The following is a 16,075-nucleotide window of genomic DNA, read 5'->3' on the forward strand; positions in this document are numbered from 1 at the left end:
TGCTGAGCTCTGTTACCAGGTCCGCACATCCAGCTTGCGGTCGCGATGCGCCGGGTGGGTGGAGAAGATGAAAATGCGGTCCAGTTCCTTCTGCGTCAGCAGGCGCAGGAAACGCACGTCGATCGTGTTGTTCGCGTTCTGGCGCATCAAAAGGCAGCCGACCTTGTTGATGCGGGCGTCCGGAATATCGAGATAGAACTGCTTTGGCAGATTGTACTGGGTGAGAATACCGAGCACCGCGCCGCTCATCGAAATGCGCAGCACGTCGCAGCGGCGGGCGGCGAGGTTCATCACCGCCTTTTCGGTATATTCGATGCGGGCGGCATTCATCGTGTCTTCCATGCGATACCGCGTTTCGCGGTCATACATGAAGGACTCTTCCTTGCTCAGATAACTCGGTCGGTTCCCGGCAATCGCACCCACGTCTATTCTCCTGTTGTTACAGGAAAATCTACCGTGCGAAACTTAATAGACCGTATGGAGCCGAGCCCGGATCACCTTACGCAACGCTTTCTCTGTGGACGGTGATAACAGTTTGCCAATGACCTCGGTCTACTGACGCAGACTGAGACCATCCGCATCGAAAAGGTGCATCTTTTCAGGCCTTGCCGTGAAGCGGACGCTGTCGCCCTTGTTCACCGGCAGGATGCCCGGGATTTTCGCGATGATCGGCTCGTCCTTGGTCAGCCCCTCGATATAAAGAAGCGTCACTTCACCGAGCGCCTCGACGATGCCGACCTTGCCTTCGAACAGGCAGGGATCGCCATCCGCCGCCACGGCCAGATCTTCCGGGCGAATGCCGAAACTCGCCTGTTTGCCCTGCTGGCCAGCATCGCTCGGGATATCCAGCGTGACCGACTTGCCGCCGGAAAGCTCGACCACCGTCTGCGGCCCGGCGCTGGTGATCTTTGCCGGAATGATGTTCATGGCCGGAGACCCGATGAAACGGGCGACGAACAGGTTCTTGGGCCGCTCGTACAGTTCGAGCGGCGGGCCGACCTGCTCGATCCGGCCAGCCGAGAGCACGACGATGCGGTCCGCCAATGTCATCGCTTCGACCTGGTCGTGGGTGACGTAGATCATCGTCGTGTCCGGCATGGACTCTTTTAGCCTGGCAATTTCGATGCGGGTGGCGACACGCAACGCCGCATCGAGATTGGACAGAGGCTCATCGAACAGGAACACTTTTGGATCGCGGCATATGGCGCGGCCGATGGCGACACGTTGGCGCTGGCCACCGGACAGCGCCTTCGGCAGGCGTTCCAGATATTGCGTGAGCTGGAGGATTTCGGCCGCCGCCTTCACACGGCGATCGACTTCCTCCTTGCTCTCTTTGGCGATGCGCATGCCAAAGGCCATGTTGTCGTAGACGGTCATATGCGGATAAAGCGCATAGGACTGAAACACCATGGCGATGCCGCGGCGTGACGGCGGCACCTCGTTGACGACATGGCCGTCGATCGACATCTCGCCGGATGTAATATCCTCCAGACCGGCAATCATGCGCAAAAGCGTCGATTTTCCGCAGCCGGAGGGGCCGACGAAAACGACGAACTCGCCCTGTTCGATCTCCAGATCGATGCCGTGCAGAACCTGCACCTGGCCATAGGACTTTTTTATATCCTTGAGGATTACCCCGGTCATGCGCATCCCTCCCCTTTTTTATCAGCCAAATTTATCAGGCAAGCCGGGCGAAATAAGCGCCCCAGGCCGGCAGTTCGACGTTTCTGTTATCGACCGTGCTTTCAAAGCCGTGGCCTTCCAGCGCCTGCCAGTCGCCTTCCGGCAGCGGGATGGCTTGTTCATCCGGCCCCATGTTGAAGACGCAGAGCAGCGTTTCGTTGCCAAAAATGCGCTCATAGATCAGCGTCGGGCCTTCCGCCGTCACGAAGCGGATCTCGCCCTTGGACAAAGCCGGGTGTTGTTTGCGGAAGGCGATGAAACGACGGTATTGTTCCAGCACGGAATCCGGATCACCATACTGAGCACTGACGGCGCGGATCTGGTGTTCGACGGGGATCGGCAGCCATGTCTTTTCGGCGGTGGAGAAACCGGCCTGAAGCGCCTGCGCATCCCAGACCATCGGCGTGCGGCAACCATCACGGCCCTTGAATTCCGGCCAGAACTGAATGCCGTAAGGGTCCTGCAGATCGGCATAGGCGATATCGGCTTCAGTGAGGCCAAGTTCCTCGCCCTGATAGATGCAGACCGAACCGCGCTGGGTGAACAGCAGTGCCGCCAGCATTTTTGCAAAGGCATCGCGGTCGAGAACATCGGCACCCCAGCGGCTGACATGGCGCACCACATCATGGTTGGAGAAGGCCCAGCAGGCCCAGCCTTCGGGGGCTGCGGCCGAAAATGCGTTCTGCACTTCGCCAACGCGCGGTGCGGTCGGATAATCCGGCGCCAGGAATTCGAAGGCGTAGCACATCTGCATCTTGTCATTGCCGGATGTGTACTGGCCGACGATTTCCAGACCATACTGGCTGTCGCCGACTTCGCCGACGGCGGCAATCGCCGGGAACTCGTCCAGCACCGCGCGAAAACGCTTTAAAAACTCGAGATTTTCCGGGCGGTTCTTGTCGTAGAGGTGTTCCTGGAAATTGTAGGGGTTCACTGCCGGTGCCGTGGACGCATTGCGGCGCGATGGATCGAGCGCAGGGTTGCTGCGCAGCTCCTTGTCGTGGAAATAGAAGTTGATCGTGTCGAGGCGAAAACCATCGACGCCGCGCTGCAGCCAGAAGCGGGTGACGTCGAGCAACGCGTCCTGAACCTCGGGATTGTGCAGGTTCAAATCCGGCTGCGAGGTGAGGAAATTGTGCATGTAATATTGCATGCGGGTCGGGTCCCAATGCCATGCGGACCCGCCAAAAATCGACAGCCAGTTGTTGGGCGGCGAACCATCCGGCTTGGCATCGGCCCAGACATACCAGTCGGCCTTGGGGTTGAAGCGCGACGAGCGGCTTTCGATGAACCACGCATGCTGATCCGACGAATGCGACATGACGAGATCGATCATGACGCGTATTTTGAGGCGATGCGCCTCGGCAATCAGCGAATCGAAATCCGACAGCGAACCGAACATCGGATCGATATCGGTGTAGTTGGAAACGTCGTAGCCAAAATCCTTCATCGGCGACGGGAAGAAGGGCGAAATCCAGATCGCATCGGCACCGAGTGCCGCGATATGCGGCAGGCGCGCGGTGATGCCCTTCAGGTCGCCGATGCCGTCACCGTTACTGTCCTGATAGGATCGCGGATAGATCTGGTAGATGACCGCACCACGCCACCAATCCTTGTCGAGCGGCGTTTCGGTCATCTGCGTTACATTGCTCATGCAAAAATCCTGTAGATTAGAAATGCTGTCTGGTGTGATGTCTTGAAGGGCATCAGCCGCCCTTCACCGAACCGGCGAGAAGCCCTCGCACGAGGTAACGCTGCAGGGCAAAAAAGACGAGAATGGGGACAATGATGGTGATGAAGGCAGACGCCGTGAGGATTTCCCACTTGCCGCCCATGGAGCCGAGAAGCGCATTGAGCGCACCGGTCAGCACCAGCTGATCCTTGCCTGTGCCCAGGAAAACCATGGCGACCAGCAGGTCGTTCCATGTCCACAGGAACTGGAAGATCGAGAAGGAGGCGAGCGCCGGGAAGGACAGAGGCAGCACGATCTTCACGAAGATTTCAAAATCGCTGGCGCCATCGACCCGGGCGGATTCGATGATCTCCTTCGGCAGGCCGGCGATATAGTTGCGCAGAAGATAGATGGCGAGCGGCATACCGAAGGCGGAATGCGCCAGCCAGACCCCGGCATAGGAGCGCGAGGGGATGCCGAAGAAGGAGCCGATATCGTTATAGAGCGTCAGCAGCGGGATCAGCGCCATCTGCAACGGCACGACGATCAGACCCACCACAACGGCGATCAGCAGAGTGCGGCCGGGAAAATGCATCCATGACAGCGCATAGGCCGCAAAGGCCGCGATCAGGATGGGGATGATGGTGGCGGGCACTGCCACTGTCAGCGAATTGACAAAGGCCTGACCGATACCGGCAGAGGTCAGCACGTCACGATAGTTCTGGGTGGTGAATTCCGGCGCGGTGGCAAGCGAGACGTAGACACGTTTCGGGCGCTTGTCGTCGAAAGCGGCTCCCTTGCTGTAGACGTAGGAACCATCCTGATTGATCTGCAGCGTCTCGCCATCGCCGATATCGGCGGGCGCGCCGACCTCGAAGGCTGACGGATCCTGCACGCGCACGCCAAAGGCGCTGACGGTGCCGGTAGCCGCCCCTTCAAAGATCGAACCGGAGATGACGAAGCGGCCGCCCTCTTCCTTTTGTGTCGCGGGATCGGCGAGCCGCACCGCTTCCATCTGGGTGGAGCCGCTAAAGGCCGTCCACCAGCCGGATGCGGTGATCTGTTCCTTGTCGCGCACCGAGGTGACGAGGATGCCGAGCGTCGGGATGAGCCACAGGATGACGATGGCGAGCACGCTGAGATGCACGAGCAGACGCGGCAGGCCGACGCGGCGCAGGCGGGTGATGATCGAGGGGGAATGGGAAGCGGTTGCTGTTGCGGTCGCCATGTCAGTGTCCCTCCGCATCGCGATGTGCCTGACGGATGTTCCAGATCATGATCGGCGTGACGGCCAGCATGATGACCAGTGCGATGACCGCGCTTCGGCCGCTGTCGCCGCCGCCACGGAACATCCAGTCGAACATCAGGTTGGCGAGCACCATCGTGTTCCATTGCCCGTTGGTCATGGTCAGCACGATATCGAAGACTTTGAGGACCAGAATGGTGATGGTGGTCCAGACGACGGCGATCGTGCCCCAGATCTGCGGCACCATGATCTTCCAGAAAATCTGCCAGCCATTGGCACCATCGATCACGGCCGCTTCGATGGTTTCTTCCGGAATACCGCGCAGGGCTGCCGACAGGATGACCATGGCAAAACCGGTCTGGATCCAGATGAGGATCAGCATCAGGAAAAAATTGTTCCAGAAAGGCAGCGAAATCCAGATCTGCGGATCGCCGCCGATGGCTTTCACGATGGCATTGAGCAGGCCGATCTGTGCTTCGTTGCCGCCACGGAATTCGTAGATGAATTTCCAGATGACCGAAGCGCCGACAAAGGAGATCGCCATCGGCATGAAGATGATGCTCTTGGCGATATTGCCCCACCAGATGCGGTCGGTCAGCACTGCGATGACGAGGCCAAAGAAGGTGCAGGCGGCCGGCACGACGGCAAGCCAGAGGATGTTGTTGAAGATCGACTGGCGGAATTGCTGATCGAAGAACGCCCAGCGGTAATTGGCAAGGCCGACGTAATAATCACCGGAGCGATCGTAGAAGGAGAGGATGAAGGTGGCGATCACCGGATAGACGAGATAGACCGCAATCAGGATCAGCGCAGGCCCTAAAAACAGCCAGGGGCGGATGGTGGCGCGGCGGTTGAGATTGATCGATGCCTTGCGGACATTGCCTTCAGGCACCGGTAGCGCCAGCGACAGAAGCTTGTCTGACAGCCAGTAATAGAGCGCACAGGCAAACACGCCGGCGACCATGATGCCGATGGCCGAAACGATCTGCGATACCATTGTTCCCTCCCCTTTGTGCCGTTCGTTGCGGTTCTGGTGCCGCCGTCATTGTCTTCGTACTTGGCTGCTTTCCCTGTCCGGACTGCCGGGCAAAACTGCCCCACTACCCCGGATCAGCGAAGTCCCCCTCTGGCCTGCCGGCCATCTCCCCCACAAGGGGGGAGAAAATTCGCGGCACCCGCGTTGGCGCATTTGAACCTCGGCGGATCGGCTAGGTTAAGCCCTCCCCCTTGAGGGGAGGGTTGGGAGGGGTCTTCCTTTGCCCGACGAGAGCAGTTCCCTACTTCAACCCATCCCAGGCCTTCTGGATCTCCCCGGCCGCCGTCTTGGCATCCTTGCCGCCGACAAAATCGATCATGCCGGTCCAGAAGGCACCGGCGCCGATCTTGCCCGGCATCTGGTCGGAAGCATCGAACCGGAACGTCGTTGCCGTGGTCAGAAGCTCGCCCTGCTTGCGCAGAACGTCATTGGCATAGGCTTCCGGCTTCACGCCCTTGTATGGCGTCAGGAACGAGGCCTGCGCCATCCACACCTCATGGGCGATCGGCGTCTTCAGGAATTCGATAAAGGCTTTCGCAGCCGGTGAATCCTTGGTGACGGCGAAGAATGTGCCCGCTCCCAGAACCGGCGTGCCGAGTTCCGGCTTGGACGCATAGGTCGGCATGTAGAAGAAGTCCGCATCGACGCCCAGTTCCTTGTCCGGCGGGAAGAAGGACGGCACGAACGAGGCCTGATGGTGCAGGTAGCATTTTGGCGGAATGTCGAAGAGGCCCTTGGGGCTGTCGCGGAAATCGGTGGTGGCGACAGCGGCCGCACCACCCGAGACATATTTGTCGTTTTTCGCAAACTTGCCGAATTCCTCGATGGCGCCGACCACGGCCGGATCATCGAACTTGATCTCGTTCGACACCCATTTGTCATAGGTTTCCGGCGACTGCTGGCGCAGCATCAGGTCTTCCACCCAGTCGGTGGCCGGCCAGCCGGTAGCGCCGCCCGAACCGAGACCGATGCACCACGGCACACCGCCATCCTCGACGATCTGATCGGACAGCTTGAACAGGTCCTCCATGGTCTTGGGGACCTCGTAACCGGCTTCCTCGAAATTTTCCGGCACGTACCAGACCATGGACTTGAAATCGGCCTTGAACGGGAAGCCGAAATAAGCCTCCTTGCCGTCCTTGCCCTTATAGGTGCCGTATTTGATCCAGTCCTCGCCGGAGCCGTAATTGGTCTTGACCCAATCCTGGGTTTCCTCACCCAGCGGCGTCAGAAACCCCTTGGCCGAAAGATCGGCCAGCAGGCCGGGCTGCGGAATGATGGCGATATTGGGCGGAGAACCGGCCTGCGTATCGATGACGATCTGCTGCTCATAGTTTTCCGAGGAAGAATATTTGCCGTTGATGCCGGTGGCGGCATTAAAATAGGCAAGCACGCTGTTGAACAGCACTTCATCTTCGCCGCGCCACGGGCCGAACAGCGTCAGCGACTGACCCTTGAGGTCGCCATGCGCCGCCTTGAAATCCTCAAAACTCTTCCAGTTGAATTTCGCATCTTCGCCCGGCGCAAATTTCAGTTCCTGCGCAACAACGCCCGTTGCCAGAACCGCCGCCAGTGCCGTTCCCATCAAAAAAGACAGTTTCATCGTCAGCCTCCCGCCCATGATGCGCGGACGCGTGCCGCGCTTGTCTCCACAGCGATACGATAAACGTACCGTTACAGAAGAGATAAGGCGCTGGCGGAGGAGTCAACCCCCGGTGAAGGCTTAGAATTTCGGAACCGCAACTCCCAGTGCGCGGCTGGCGGCAACCACGGTGTTTGCCATCAGCATGGCAATGGTCATCGGACCAACGCCACCCGGCACCGGCGTGATCGATCCGGCCACTTTTTCGCATTCCGCGAAGGCAACATCACCCACCAGACGGGTTTTGCCCTCCCCCTTTTCAGGGGCCGGGATGCGGTTGATGCCGACATCGATGATCGTGGCGCCGGGCTTGACCCAATCGGCCTTGACCATTTCGCTGCGTCCAACAGCCGCAACCAGAATATCCGCATTTTTGCAGATGGACGCCAAATCCTTGCTGCGCGAATGCGCCATCGTCACCGTGGCATTGGCGGCGAGCAGAAGCAGCGCCATCGGCTTGCCAAACAGGTTGGAGCGGCCGATGACGACGGCATTGAGGCCGGAGAGATCGTCGCCCAAAGCCTGCTTCACGAGCAGCATGGAGCCGGCCGGCGTGCAGGAGACGAGGCCGGTTTCGAAATCACCGGTGGCGATTTTTCCCGCGTTGACGACGTGAAGACCGTCAACGTCCTTTTCCGACGTGACGAGTTGCGTCACACGCTCACTGTCGAGATGTTTGGGCAGCGGCAATTGCACGAGAATGCCGTGAATGGCCGGATCGGCGTTCAGATCGGAAACCAGCGCTTCCAGCGCCTCTTGCGTCGTATCACCGGGCAGGCTGTGCTGGATGGAATTGAAGCCGCATTGTTTGGCCATACGGCTCTTGGCGGCAACATAGGTGTGGCTGGCGGCATCATCACCGACGATGACGACGGCGAGACCGGGGCGCACACCTTTCTGGCTTTCCAGCGCGGCGGACGCTTGCGTGACCGTGGCGATGACCTTTTCAGCCGCCAGTTTGCCGTCGATTACCGTTGCCATGCGCGCCTCGCTTCCAAAATGTCAGTGAACATTGCCTGAGCAGAAGGCGTATGCTGGGAAATGCGGCGAATGGCAAGCTTTTGGACGGACAAACAGTACGCCATTCACGACGTTGGGACGCGATGTGGAGGCCAGAAAGATCAGCGCTGTCCGGCAGCGCGGCGTTCGTTGAATTCGGCCACGCGTTCGCGCAGCGACATGATGTCCTCGCGCAAAGCCGCGGTTTGGCGTGCGTCCTCCTCGGCCTCGCGCTGATAATGCGGCTCGACGGAAACGCCACCCGCCATCACGGCAGCAACCAGCGGCGGAAGATGGGTTTCTTCTTCCTTCATGCGGTTGGCGAGCAGCAGTTCGCGCACACGGTCCGCCAGTGGCGTGGAACTGTTTGCGGCGACGGCGCGGTACTCTTCGTCCAGATCGTCAGGCTCGTCTTCGGCATAGATATCGTGATCGTCATACAAATGATCGTCACGATAGATCTCGTCTTCATCATGCTGCGACGCCGCTTTGTCAAAGGCCGGGTCCATGGCTGGATCCAGGGCCGGCGGCTCGATGATGCGAACGGCGGCGGGTGCCGGTGCCGGCTGCAACAGATCTATCTCTTCGCCATCGAACAGGTCGTCTTCTTCCTCGGCAACCGCATAAAGATACTCATCATCTTCCTCTGGCCTGCGCGGCAGGGCAAAGGCCAGCACCAAGCCGAAACCAAGCCCCAGCGCCGCCCCTATGGACGACAGCATCCACATCGGCAGGCCGACCGGTTCGGCGGTCGCGGCATTGGCCGGAGCAACGGTTTTCACGGCAATCGGACCGGCAACGGCCGTCGCATCGAGACGCTGGACGGATGAGAGATAATCCTGCCGCGCCTTTTCGGCCTTGGCCTGCAGATCGGCAAGCGCCTGCGCTTCCGGCAACGGCGGTGCGGCAGCCATTTTCTGTTGTTTCGCCTTCAGTCCGGCCAGTTCCTTGGCCGCCGTCGCTTCCTGCTGTTTCAGGGAGGTGGAAAGCCGCATCAGCGCTGCATCGATTTTTCCGCGCGCTTCGGTGAGTGCGGATTGTGCCGCGAGCAGTCGCGGATGGCGCGGCCCGAGGCTGGCGGAAAGCTGGTCGACCAGAAGCTTGGCGTCCACATGTGTCTGCCGCATCTGGTCGATGCCGGAATAATCGAAGGCAGAGGACAGGGATTTGGTCAGAACGTCGGACGAGGACGTGCCGGAGACCGTTTTTGCATCCTCGCGCAATTGGCCGACGCTGGCCTCCAGCGTCGCGATCTCCTGCTCAAGCGTCAGGCGTTCTTCTTCGGCGCGGCGCAACTGGCTCTGGCCACCGTTTTTCGAAAGGGCCTCGGCCACCGCATTGTCGGCGCCCTGCATGGCACGCTCAAGGTTTTCCGCCTGCGCACTGGCCGAGCGCACGGCCGCACCGGACAATTCCCGCTGATAAAGCTCCGCCACCGCGCGGGCAATGCGTGTCGACTTGCGGGCATCGTCGGTTTCCACGGCAATGACGATACGTCTGCCGCTGGCATCCGGGGTGGCGGTAAAGGCGGAAGACAGGCGCTCGCGCAGCACGGCATCGGCGGCCGATACCGTCATCGCCTTGCCGGTCATGATATCGGAGACGACGCCGATGGCACTCGGCCCGGCGACGGAAAATTCGGCGTCGCGGATGAGATCCAGCGTGCGGGCCATGCCGTCGAGATTGGCGGGAGAGCGCACGGCCTTGCCGGCCTCTTCGATAGCGCTCTGTCTTTCGGTTTTGGAAAGACCGGCTGCATCGACGCCGATGATGGTTTCCACTGCGTATTTGCGGGTGAAATCGTGGCCGAACAGGTGCGGCGCCGCGGCACCGGCGAGAACAAGTGCCGACGTGGTCAGCGCCAAAAGCAGCTTGCGTGTCTTGCCGCTGCCCGCTTCGGTCAGCGGATGCGATCGCTCGTTATGTTCCGGTGCAAACATTTGCCCAACCGCGCCTGTCCATGATTAAGACATGCTAAAGTTTCCTGGCAAACAAATCGTTAACGAGGCGCACAGACGCACCTAAAGAGCGCAATCATCACACTTATAAATGACTAGGAGTTGCGCCGATCGAATGCGCCACCGGCCATGATGATGAGGCCATTGTGGCGCAGGGACAGGGCCTGCTCGAAACGCAGTTCCTCGTCATAGCCAAGCGCATCGGCGATTACCAGATCCGGCGCGCCGGCAATGCCGCTGCCGAGATTGACGGCGCTGAGGACCGAGAATGCGTGCCAGGGCGCGTGCGCCGACAGGCGTTCACGCGTCGCATCCAGCCGCGCGGCATTGACGCCAACCAGCGCGACCCGACACTGCGGCACATAGGTCAGCAGCGCATCGACAAAAGCGCCCGCTTCGAAACTGGTTTTCAGCGGCCCATCCGCCTTCAGGCGCGCGGCGAAAGCCAGCGTGCGGCTGGCCGGCAGCAGGATGCGATTGCCTAGCACGGCGCGGCTTTCGGCGGATGTGGAGAGGCGCAGCGTCGTGCGGCCATCGACAAAGGAAAGCGCGCGCGCATTCAGGCGAAGATTGGAGATTGTCTCGACATAGGTCAGGGCTTCGTTCCAGCCCATGTCGCAGATATTGACGCCGAAAAGGCGACGCAGGCCCTCTGGCTGCCCGAAACCTGCCCATTCGCCCCTCGTCTCGAGGCGCGAAAGCAGGCTGAAAGACGCAGGTCTGGAATTCGGATAGGGAACGGGTGCCATCGTCGCCATTTCAAGCCGGTGAATGCATGTCCCAACATGTATCACCATCTGATGAAATGCCGTTTAAACCGGCAGCAGCAATGCGATGAGAAATATTAACCCGGCATTAACCGGAAAGGGCCGCGCGATGGGCGCAGCCCTGTCGGTTGTCAGTGACCGCCGCCGCTGGCAGGTGCTGCAACCGGCGTGCCCTCGACGATCTTGGTCGGGGCAACCTGGTTCTTGGCCGAACGCGAGGTGTTTTCGCGGATATCGTCCTTGCCGAGATAGTCGATCTGCTCGACCATCACGTCGGTAACGGTGCCTTCGCCCATCTTGGCGTTCAGGCCTTCCTTGATCTTGCCCTTGAAGGCTTCGAGCTGAAATGCCTTGGTATTGGCAAGATCGATCATCTTGTTGCCGACGAGCAGCGTATAAAGCTCGTCGGTCATCATCTCCGTCAGCGGCATCTGGGCGACGACATGCATCTTTTCCTTCGCCATCAGGAAGGAAATGCGGGTGATGAAATAGCCGTTGACCGTACCGTTGGCGAGCAGCGGCACGTTGATCACTTCGCCTTTCACGACCTGCATGTTGGCAAGGCGCGCGGCCTCTTCATCGAGCGGCGGTGGTGGTGCCGACGCGCGCACGGAGAAGAACACGGCGCCGAGCGTGACGACGCAGACCCAGAGACCGGTGAGGATGAGCTTGACCATCAGGCCTCGCTATAAAGGAACTGTTCCTGCGTATAGGTGCCGTCGCCGTCGGCATCGCGAACGGCGTTCTTCAGGAGATCGGCAACCGTACGCACGGCATTGAGATGCGCTTCGACGCGGCGGGCATTGACCTTGAGCTTGGCCTTCAGCGCATGCAGCTGGTCGACATGATTGGCCGCCAGTTCCTTCGGGTCGGCGCTGCGGAACAGCATGGTCAGTTCATACAGGCAGCGGCTCTTGTGCGCGTTCGATACCTTGAAATCGAATTCCGGATCATGGCCGATCCGCTGGTTCTCATTCTCGATGATCATCTCCAGGCGGCCAAGTACCGTCTTGATGCGATAATCGCTCGAAACCACTTCCATATGTTCCATTCCTGTTTTCGTCATATCAAGCCCCCTCCCTCTTCATTTCTTCCGTCTTCAGCGTGCGACGCTGAAAATCCTCGATCGCGCCGGTTGCGCGGGCACGGGCGTTCTCATCGGTCTCGGCGTTGAGCGCCTTCTTCGAGTCCAGGCGATCCAGCGCCTGCGCATACATCTGTTCGGCAATGCCGATCCCGCCGGTCTGCGACATCCGGTCGGCGATCTGTTCCGACATCATGCTCTTCCAGAACTCGCCGGCAGAACCCTTGCCGTAGACGTTTTCACTGTCGCTCGGCATCATGGTGTTGACGAAGCTCTGCAGAACCGAGGCTTCGAACTTGCGATATTCCTCCGGCATGTCGGCCATCTTGGCGGACTTGTCGATGCGGCCGAGACCGGCCTTCATTGCAGTCGTGTCCATGGCAGCGCCAAAACCGGCACCGGCTTCGGCAAGGCTGTTGGCGGCAAAGGCGGCCCTGTTGGCCTTCAGCTTGGCCTGCGCTGCCTGCACATCCACCGGGTCGGCGGCGCGAAGCACGTCAAGCACGAGGTCGCTTGGAGGAGATATAGCCACGTCAGCTCCTGATTTAAGAAAACTTGGAGCGGACTATGCCGGGTGAAGCTTGCTGCAGGCTGGCGCGAAAATCGAAAACCGAAATTTAGACGGAATTTTCCGCAAAAACTGACCGATACTATGTATCGTCGTCAGTAAGACTTGGTTCCGCCGGTCGAAAGCGTGATCTCCAGAAGATCATAGATGGCGTTATCATCCTTTTCGCGATCTTCAGCTTCACGTGCTTCCTTCATCTGGTCTTCCAGACGGTCGCCCTTGGTGCGTTCCTTGATGACGCGCACTTCCTGCGCCTTCTGGATGTCTGTCAGCTGCTTCTCGCGCACCATCAGCTTGCCGAAACGGCCGGCATAATTGTGCGAGAACTGGATATGGATGGGGGTAACCGAACCGATCGCCTCGATCACCCTTTCCTTGGACTGGTTGACCTCGACGAGCTGGCGGCCGGTAGCGGCCAGTTCGTTCTCGGCCATCTTTTCGAGATGCCGTTGCAGATTGACGAGCCGTTTGAGTTTTTTCGATCGTGTCTGTTCGCCGCCGGCCATGGTTCACCCTCAGAATGACGTGAAGACCGGCACGAAACCATCGGCGAACTGCCGGATCATCGCACCGATGGACAGGTAAAGCAGGAAAAGCCCGCCGAACAGCAGGAACGGCGCCGAGATGAAGGATACCGGCACCTGCGGCGCCAGCTTGTTCACGAGGCCGATGGCAATGTTGAACATCATGCCGAACAGCAGGAAGGGCCCCGCCAGCCGCAGCATGATCATCGTCGAGGCGCGCAGCGTGTCTGTCAGCGTGATCAGCATCTTCTGCGGCTCGATGAGGGCGCCGACCGGCGTCACCCCATAGGAATCGACCAGCGCACGGAACATGATGTGATGGAAATCCAGCAGGAACAGCACCATCAGAGCGCCGAAGCTGAGCAGGTTGATCAGCTGGTTTTCCGGAAAATCCTCAAGGATATCGCTGCCGCCCGGCGCGTTGAAACCAATCGACAGGCTGATGATCGTGCCGGCGAACTGCATGCCGATCACATAGATGCGTGCAATCAGGCCGTAGATGACGCCGACTAAGGCTTCGGAAAAAACGAGACCGACATAGATCGGACCGGGATTGGCAACCCGCGGATAGATCGTGTCCCAAAGGACCGGCATGATGGCCATGGCAATGGCGATGGCCACCAGAAGCCGGACCTGCAGCGGAATGCGGGCACTGGAAAAGCCGGGCATGACCATGATGCAGGCGCCCATGCGGCAGAAGCACAGGAACAGCGTCAGTATGATGCCTTGCGCGTCTATCGGGCCGCTGAACATGGTGACTTCCTTGATGACGGTTTTGGCGCGGCTTTTTCCAGCCGCGCATGCCGTCACGAAATGGCGCCGAGAATCTTGATCTCCAGCCCCTTGGCCAGTTCCACATGGGAAAGGACCGGAAGCGTTGCGAACAGGCGCTCGATGATCATGCGCACATAGGAGCGCGTTTCCGGGGACGTGACAAGAACGAATGGCAGGCCGCGGTCCATGAATTCACGGATTGTTTGGCTCGCCTGCTCGGAAAACTCTTCCAGAGCCCGCGGATCGATGTCGAATTCGACGACTTCGCCCTTGGCGTCGCGCTTCAGCGCCTGATGGAAGATCATGTCCCACTTGCTGCCGAGACGAAGCACGCGCAGCACGCCATTGTCGGCCAGATCGCCGCAGAGCTGCTGCGACATGCGCACGCGCACATGCTCGACGATCTGCTCGGTCTTCCTGACATGCGGGGCGAGTTCGGCCACCGCTTCGAGGATGAGATGCAGGTTGCGGATCGAGACGCGCTCGGCGAGCAGCAGTTTCAGCACCGCCTGCAGGCCCGAATAGGACATGTGCGACGAGCAGATCTCGTCGGCCAGCTTCTTGTATTCCGGGTCCATGCGATCGATGAGGATCTTAAGGTCCTTGTAGGACAAAAGCTGCGGCAGGTTGTTGCGGATCACTTCCGACATGTGCGTCAGAACCACCGAAACGTTGTCGATCGGGTGGAAACCTTCGCGCTTCAGATCTTCGGCAAAGTTTTCGAGGATCGCCACGGCCGGCATGCCGAAAGCGGGTTCGCGGATCTCGTCGCCCGGAATGGAAGGCTTGCGGCCGGAACCGGTGACGACGATGACATCGCCGACGCGCAGCGTGTTGGACGCGATCGTCGTGCCGTGGATACGGATCTGGTAGGACTTTTCCGGGATGGAGATATCGTCGGCAACCTTGATTTCCGGCACCACAAATCCGTATTGAGTGGCGAATTTCTTGCGCATCTTGCCGACGCGGAAGGCCAGTTCCTGATGCGCACCGAGCAGACGGGTGGAGACCTGCTTGCCGAGTGCCAGCTCGATTTCCGCCGTTTTCAGCGCCGACTTGACGCTATCGCGTTCGGCTTCCTTGGTCTGGACGACCTTCTTTTCCTCGGTTTCCCGCAGCAGCCGGTTTTCGGCTTCCGCCTGGCGCGGGATATACCAGGCGCCAAAGCCGAGGCCACAGCCAAGCGCCAGGAACGGCAGCATCGGCAGGCCCGGCACAAGTGCCAGAACGATCATCAGGCCGGAGGACATGGCAAGCGCGCGCGGATAACCGCCGAGCTGGTCGGCGACGGCCTTGTCGGTCGGGCCGGACGTGCCGCCGCGCGACACGAGAAGGCCGGCCGCGAGAGAGACGATCAGCGCCGGAATCTGCGAGACGATACCGTCACCGACAGACAGTTTGACGAAGACGTCGGCGGCTTCGCCGATTTCCATGCCATGACGGAAATAACCGATCATGATGCCGCCAAAAATGTTGATGGCGGTGATGATCAGGCCGGCGATCGCATCGCCGCGCACGAATTTCGAGGCACCGTCCATGGCGCCGAAGAACATGCTTTCTTCTTCGAGTTCGGAGCGGCGGCGCTGCGCCTCCTTCTCGTCGATCGTGCCGGCAGCAAGGTCGGCGTCGATCGACATCTGCTTGCCGGGAATACCGTCAAGGGTGAAGCGGGCGCCGACTTCCGCGATACGGGTGGCGCCCTTGGTGATGACGATGAAGTTGACCGTGACCAGGATCATGAAGACGATCAGACCGATCAGGAAGTCGCCCGACATCACCAGCGAGGCAAAACCGGCGATCACGCCGCCGGCGGCGTCATGCCCCTGGTGACCGTGCGACAGGATCACACGCGTCGTCGCGATATTGAGCGACAGGCGCACCATGGTTGAGATCAGAAGGATGGTCGGAAAGGACGAAAAATCCAGCGGCTTCTGGATCCACAGGGCCACCATCAGGATCAGCACCGAAAACGCGATCGAGAAAGCCAGACCGAGGTCGATCAGGAATGTCGGGATCGGCAGGAAAAGGATGCAGAGGATCGCGATGATACCCGTCGCGAAGCCGATATCGCGGCCGCTCGGGTTTACCTTCGGAATGGACAGTGCAGGTGGTTGCGCCATGG

At 59.9% G+C, this 16,075-nt stretch carries 15 protein-coding genes; all 15 read right to left on the reverse strand.

The annotated features are described in order from the left end of the window. Positions 1-12: 12 nt before the first annotated feature. Positions 13-369 (reverse strand): hypothetical protein, encoded by a 357-nt coding sequence (locus J2T09_RS12320; protein WP_306835293.1) that lies wholly within the window; start codon positions 367-369, stop codon positions 13-15. A 183-nt stretch (positions 370-552) separates the two neighbouring features. Then, entirely contained in the window at positions 553-1,644 is a 1,092-nt protein-coding gene (locus J2T09_RS12325; protein ID WP_306834747.1) for an ABC transporter ATP-binding protein, read from the reverse strand. A 34-nt stretch (positions 1,645-1,678) separates the two neighbouring features. Further along, a complete protein-coding gene (gene bglA, locus J2T09_RS12330) occupies positions 1,679-3,337 on the reverse strand; it encodes a beta-galactosidase BglA (RefSeq protein ID WP_306834748.1) in 1,659 nt (552 codons plus the stop codon). A 52-nt stretch (positions 3,338-3,389) separates the two neighbouring features. Further along, positions 3,390-4,583: a carbohydrate ABC transporter permease gene (locus J2T09_RS12335; protein WP_306834750.1), complete on the reverse strand. Its 1,194-nt coding sequence runs from the start codon at positions 4,581-4,583 to the stop codon at positions 3,390-3,392. Between the two features lies 1 nt (position 4,584). Then, positions 4,585-5,598: a carbohydrate ABC transporter permease gene (locus J2T09_RS12340; RefSeq protein WP_306834752.1), complete on the reverse strand. Its 1,014-nt coding sequence runs from the start codon at positions 5,596-5,598 to the stop codon at positions 4,585-4,587. Between the two features lie 280 nt (positions 5,599-5,878). Then, entirely contained in the window at positions 5,879-7,240 is a 1,362-nt protein-coding gene (locus tag J2T09_RS12345) for an ABC transporter substrate-binding protein (protein WP_306834754.1), read from the reverse strand. A 120-nt stretch (positions 7,241-7,360) separates the two neighbouring features. Beyond that, entirely contained in the window at positions 7,361-8,260 is a 900-nt protein-coding gene (gene folD / locus J2T09_RS12350) for a bifunctional methylenetetrahydrofolate dehydrogenase/methenyltetrahydrofolate cyclohydrolase FolD (RefSeq protein ID WP_306834756.1), read from the reverse strand. 140 nt (positions 8,261-8,400) lie between these two features. Continuing rightward, positions 8,401-10,218 carry a hypothetical protein gene (locus tag J2T09_RS12355; protein ID WP_306834758.1) on the reverse strand — a complete coding sequence of 606 codons (1,818 nt, stop codon included), beginning with the start codon at positions 10,216-10,218 and terminating at the stop codon, positions 8,401-8,403. Between the two features lie 113 nt (positions 10,219-10,331). Beyond that, on the reverse strand, positions 10,332-10,985 hold the full coding sequence (locus J2T09_RS12360) for a hypothetical protein (RefSeq protein ID WP_306834760.1): 654 nt from the start codon (positions 10,983-10,985) through the stop codon (positions 10,332-10,334). A gap of 149 nt (positions 10,986-11,134) precedes the next feature. Further along, on the reverse strand, positions 11,135-11,680 hold the full coding sequence (locus J2T09_RS12365; RefSeq protein WP_306834762.1) for a hypothetical protein: 546 nt from the start codon (positions 11,678-11,680) through the stop codon (positions 11,135-11,137). After that, the gene (locus J2T09_RS12370) at positions 11,680-12,045 is read right to left on the reverse strand and encodes a hypothetical protein (RefSeq protein ID WP_306835296.1); all 366 of its coding nucleotides are present in this window, start codon (positions 12,043-12,045) and stop codon (positions 11,680-11,682) included. The genes J2T09_RS12365 and J2T09_RS12370 overlap by 1 nt, the downstream gene beginning before the upstream one ends. A gap of 25 nt (positions 12,046-12,070) precedes the next feature. Then, positions 12,071-12,619, reverse strand: a complete 549-nt coding sequence (locus tag J2T09_RS12375; RefSeq protein WP_306834764.1) for a rod-binding protein — start codon at positions 12,617-12,619, stop codon at positions 12,071-12,073. Positions 12,620-12,750: 131 nt separating this feature from the next. Beyond that, entirely contained in the window at positions 12,751-13,161 is a 411-nt protein-coding gene (locus J2T09_RS12380) for a hypothetical protein (RefSeq protein WP_306834766.1), read from the reverse strand. A 9-nt stretch (positions 13,162-13,170) separates the two neighbouring features. After that, the gene (gene fliR / locus J2T09_RS12385) at positions 13,171-13,932 is read right to left on the reverse strand and encodes a flagellar biosynthetic protein FliR (protein ID WP_306835298.1); all 762 of its coding nucleotides are present in this window, start codon (positions 13,930-13,932) and stop codon (positions 13,171-13,173) included. A 53-nt stretch (positions 13,933-13,985) separates the two neighbouring features. After that, positions 13,986-16,073, reverse strand: coding sequence for a flagellar biosynthesis protein FlhA (gene flhA / locus J2T09_RS12390; RefSeq protein WP_306834768.1), 2,088 nt, complete (start codon positions 16,071-16,073; stop codon positions 13,986-13,988). Between the last annotated feature and the right edge of the window lie 2 nt (positions 16,074-16,075).

This window comes from Neorhizobium huautlense (genome assembly GCF_030811685.1).
Lineage (GTDB): Bacteria > Pseudomonadota > Alphaproteobacteria > Rhizobiales > Rhizobiaceae > Neorhizobium > Neorhizobium huautlense_A.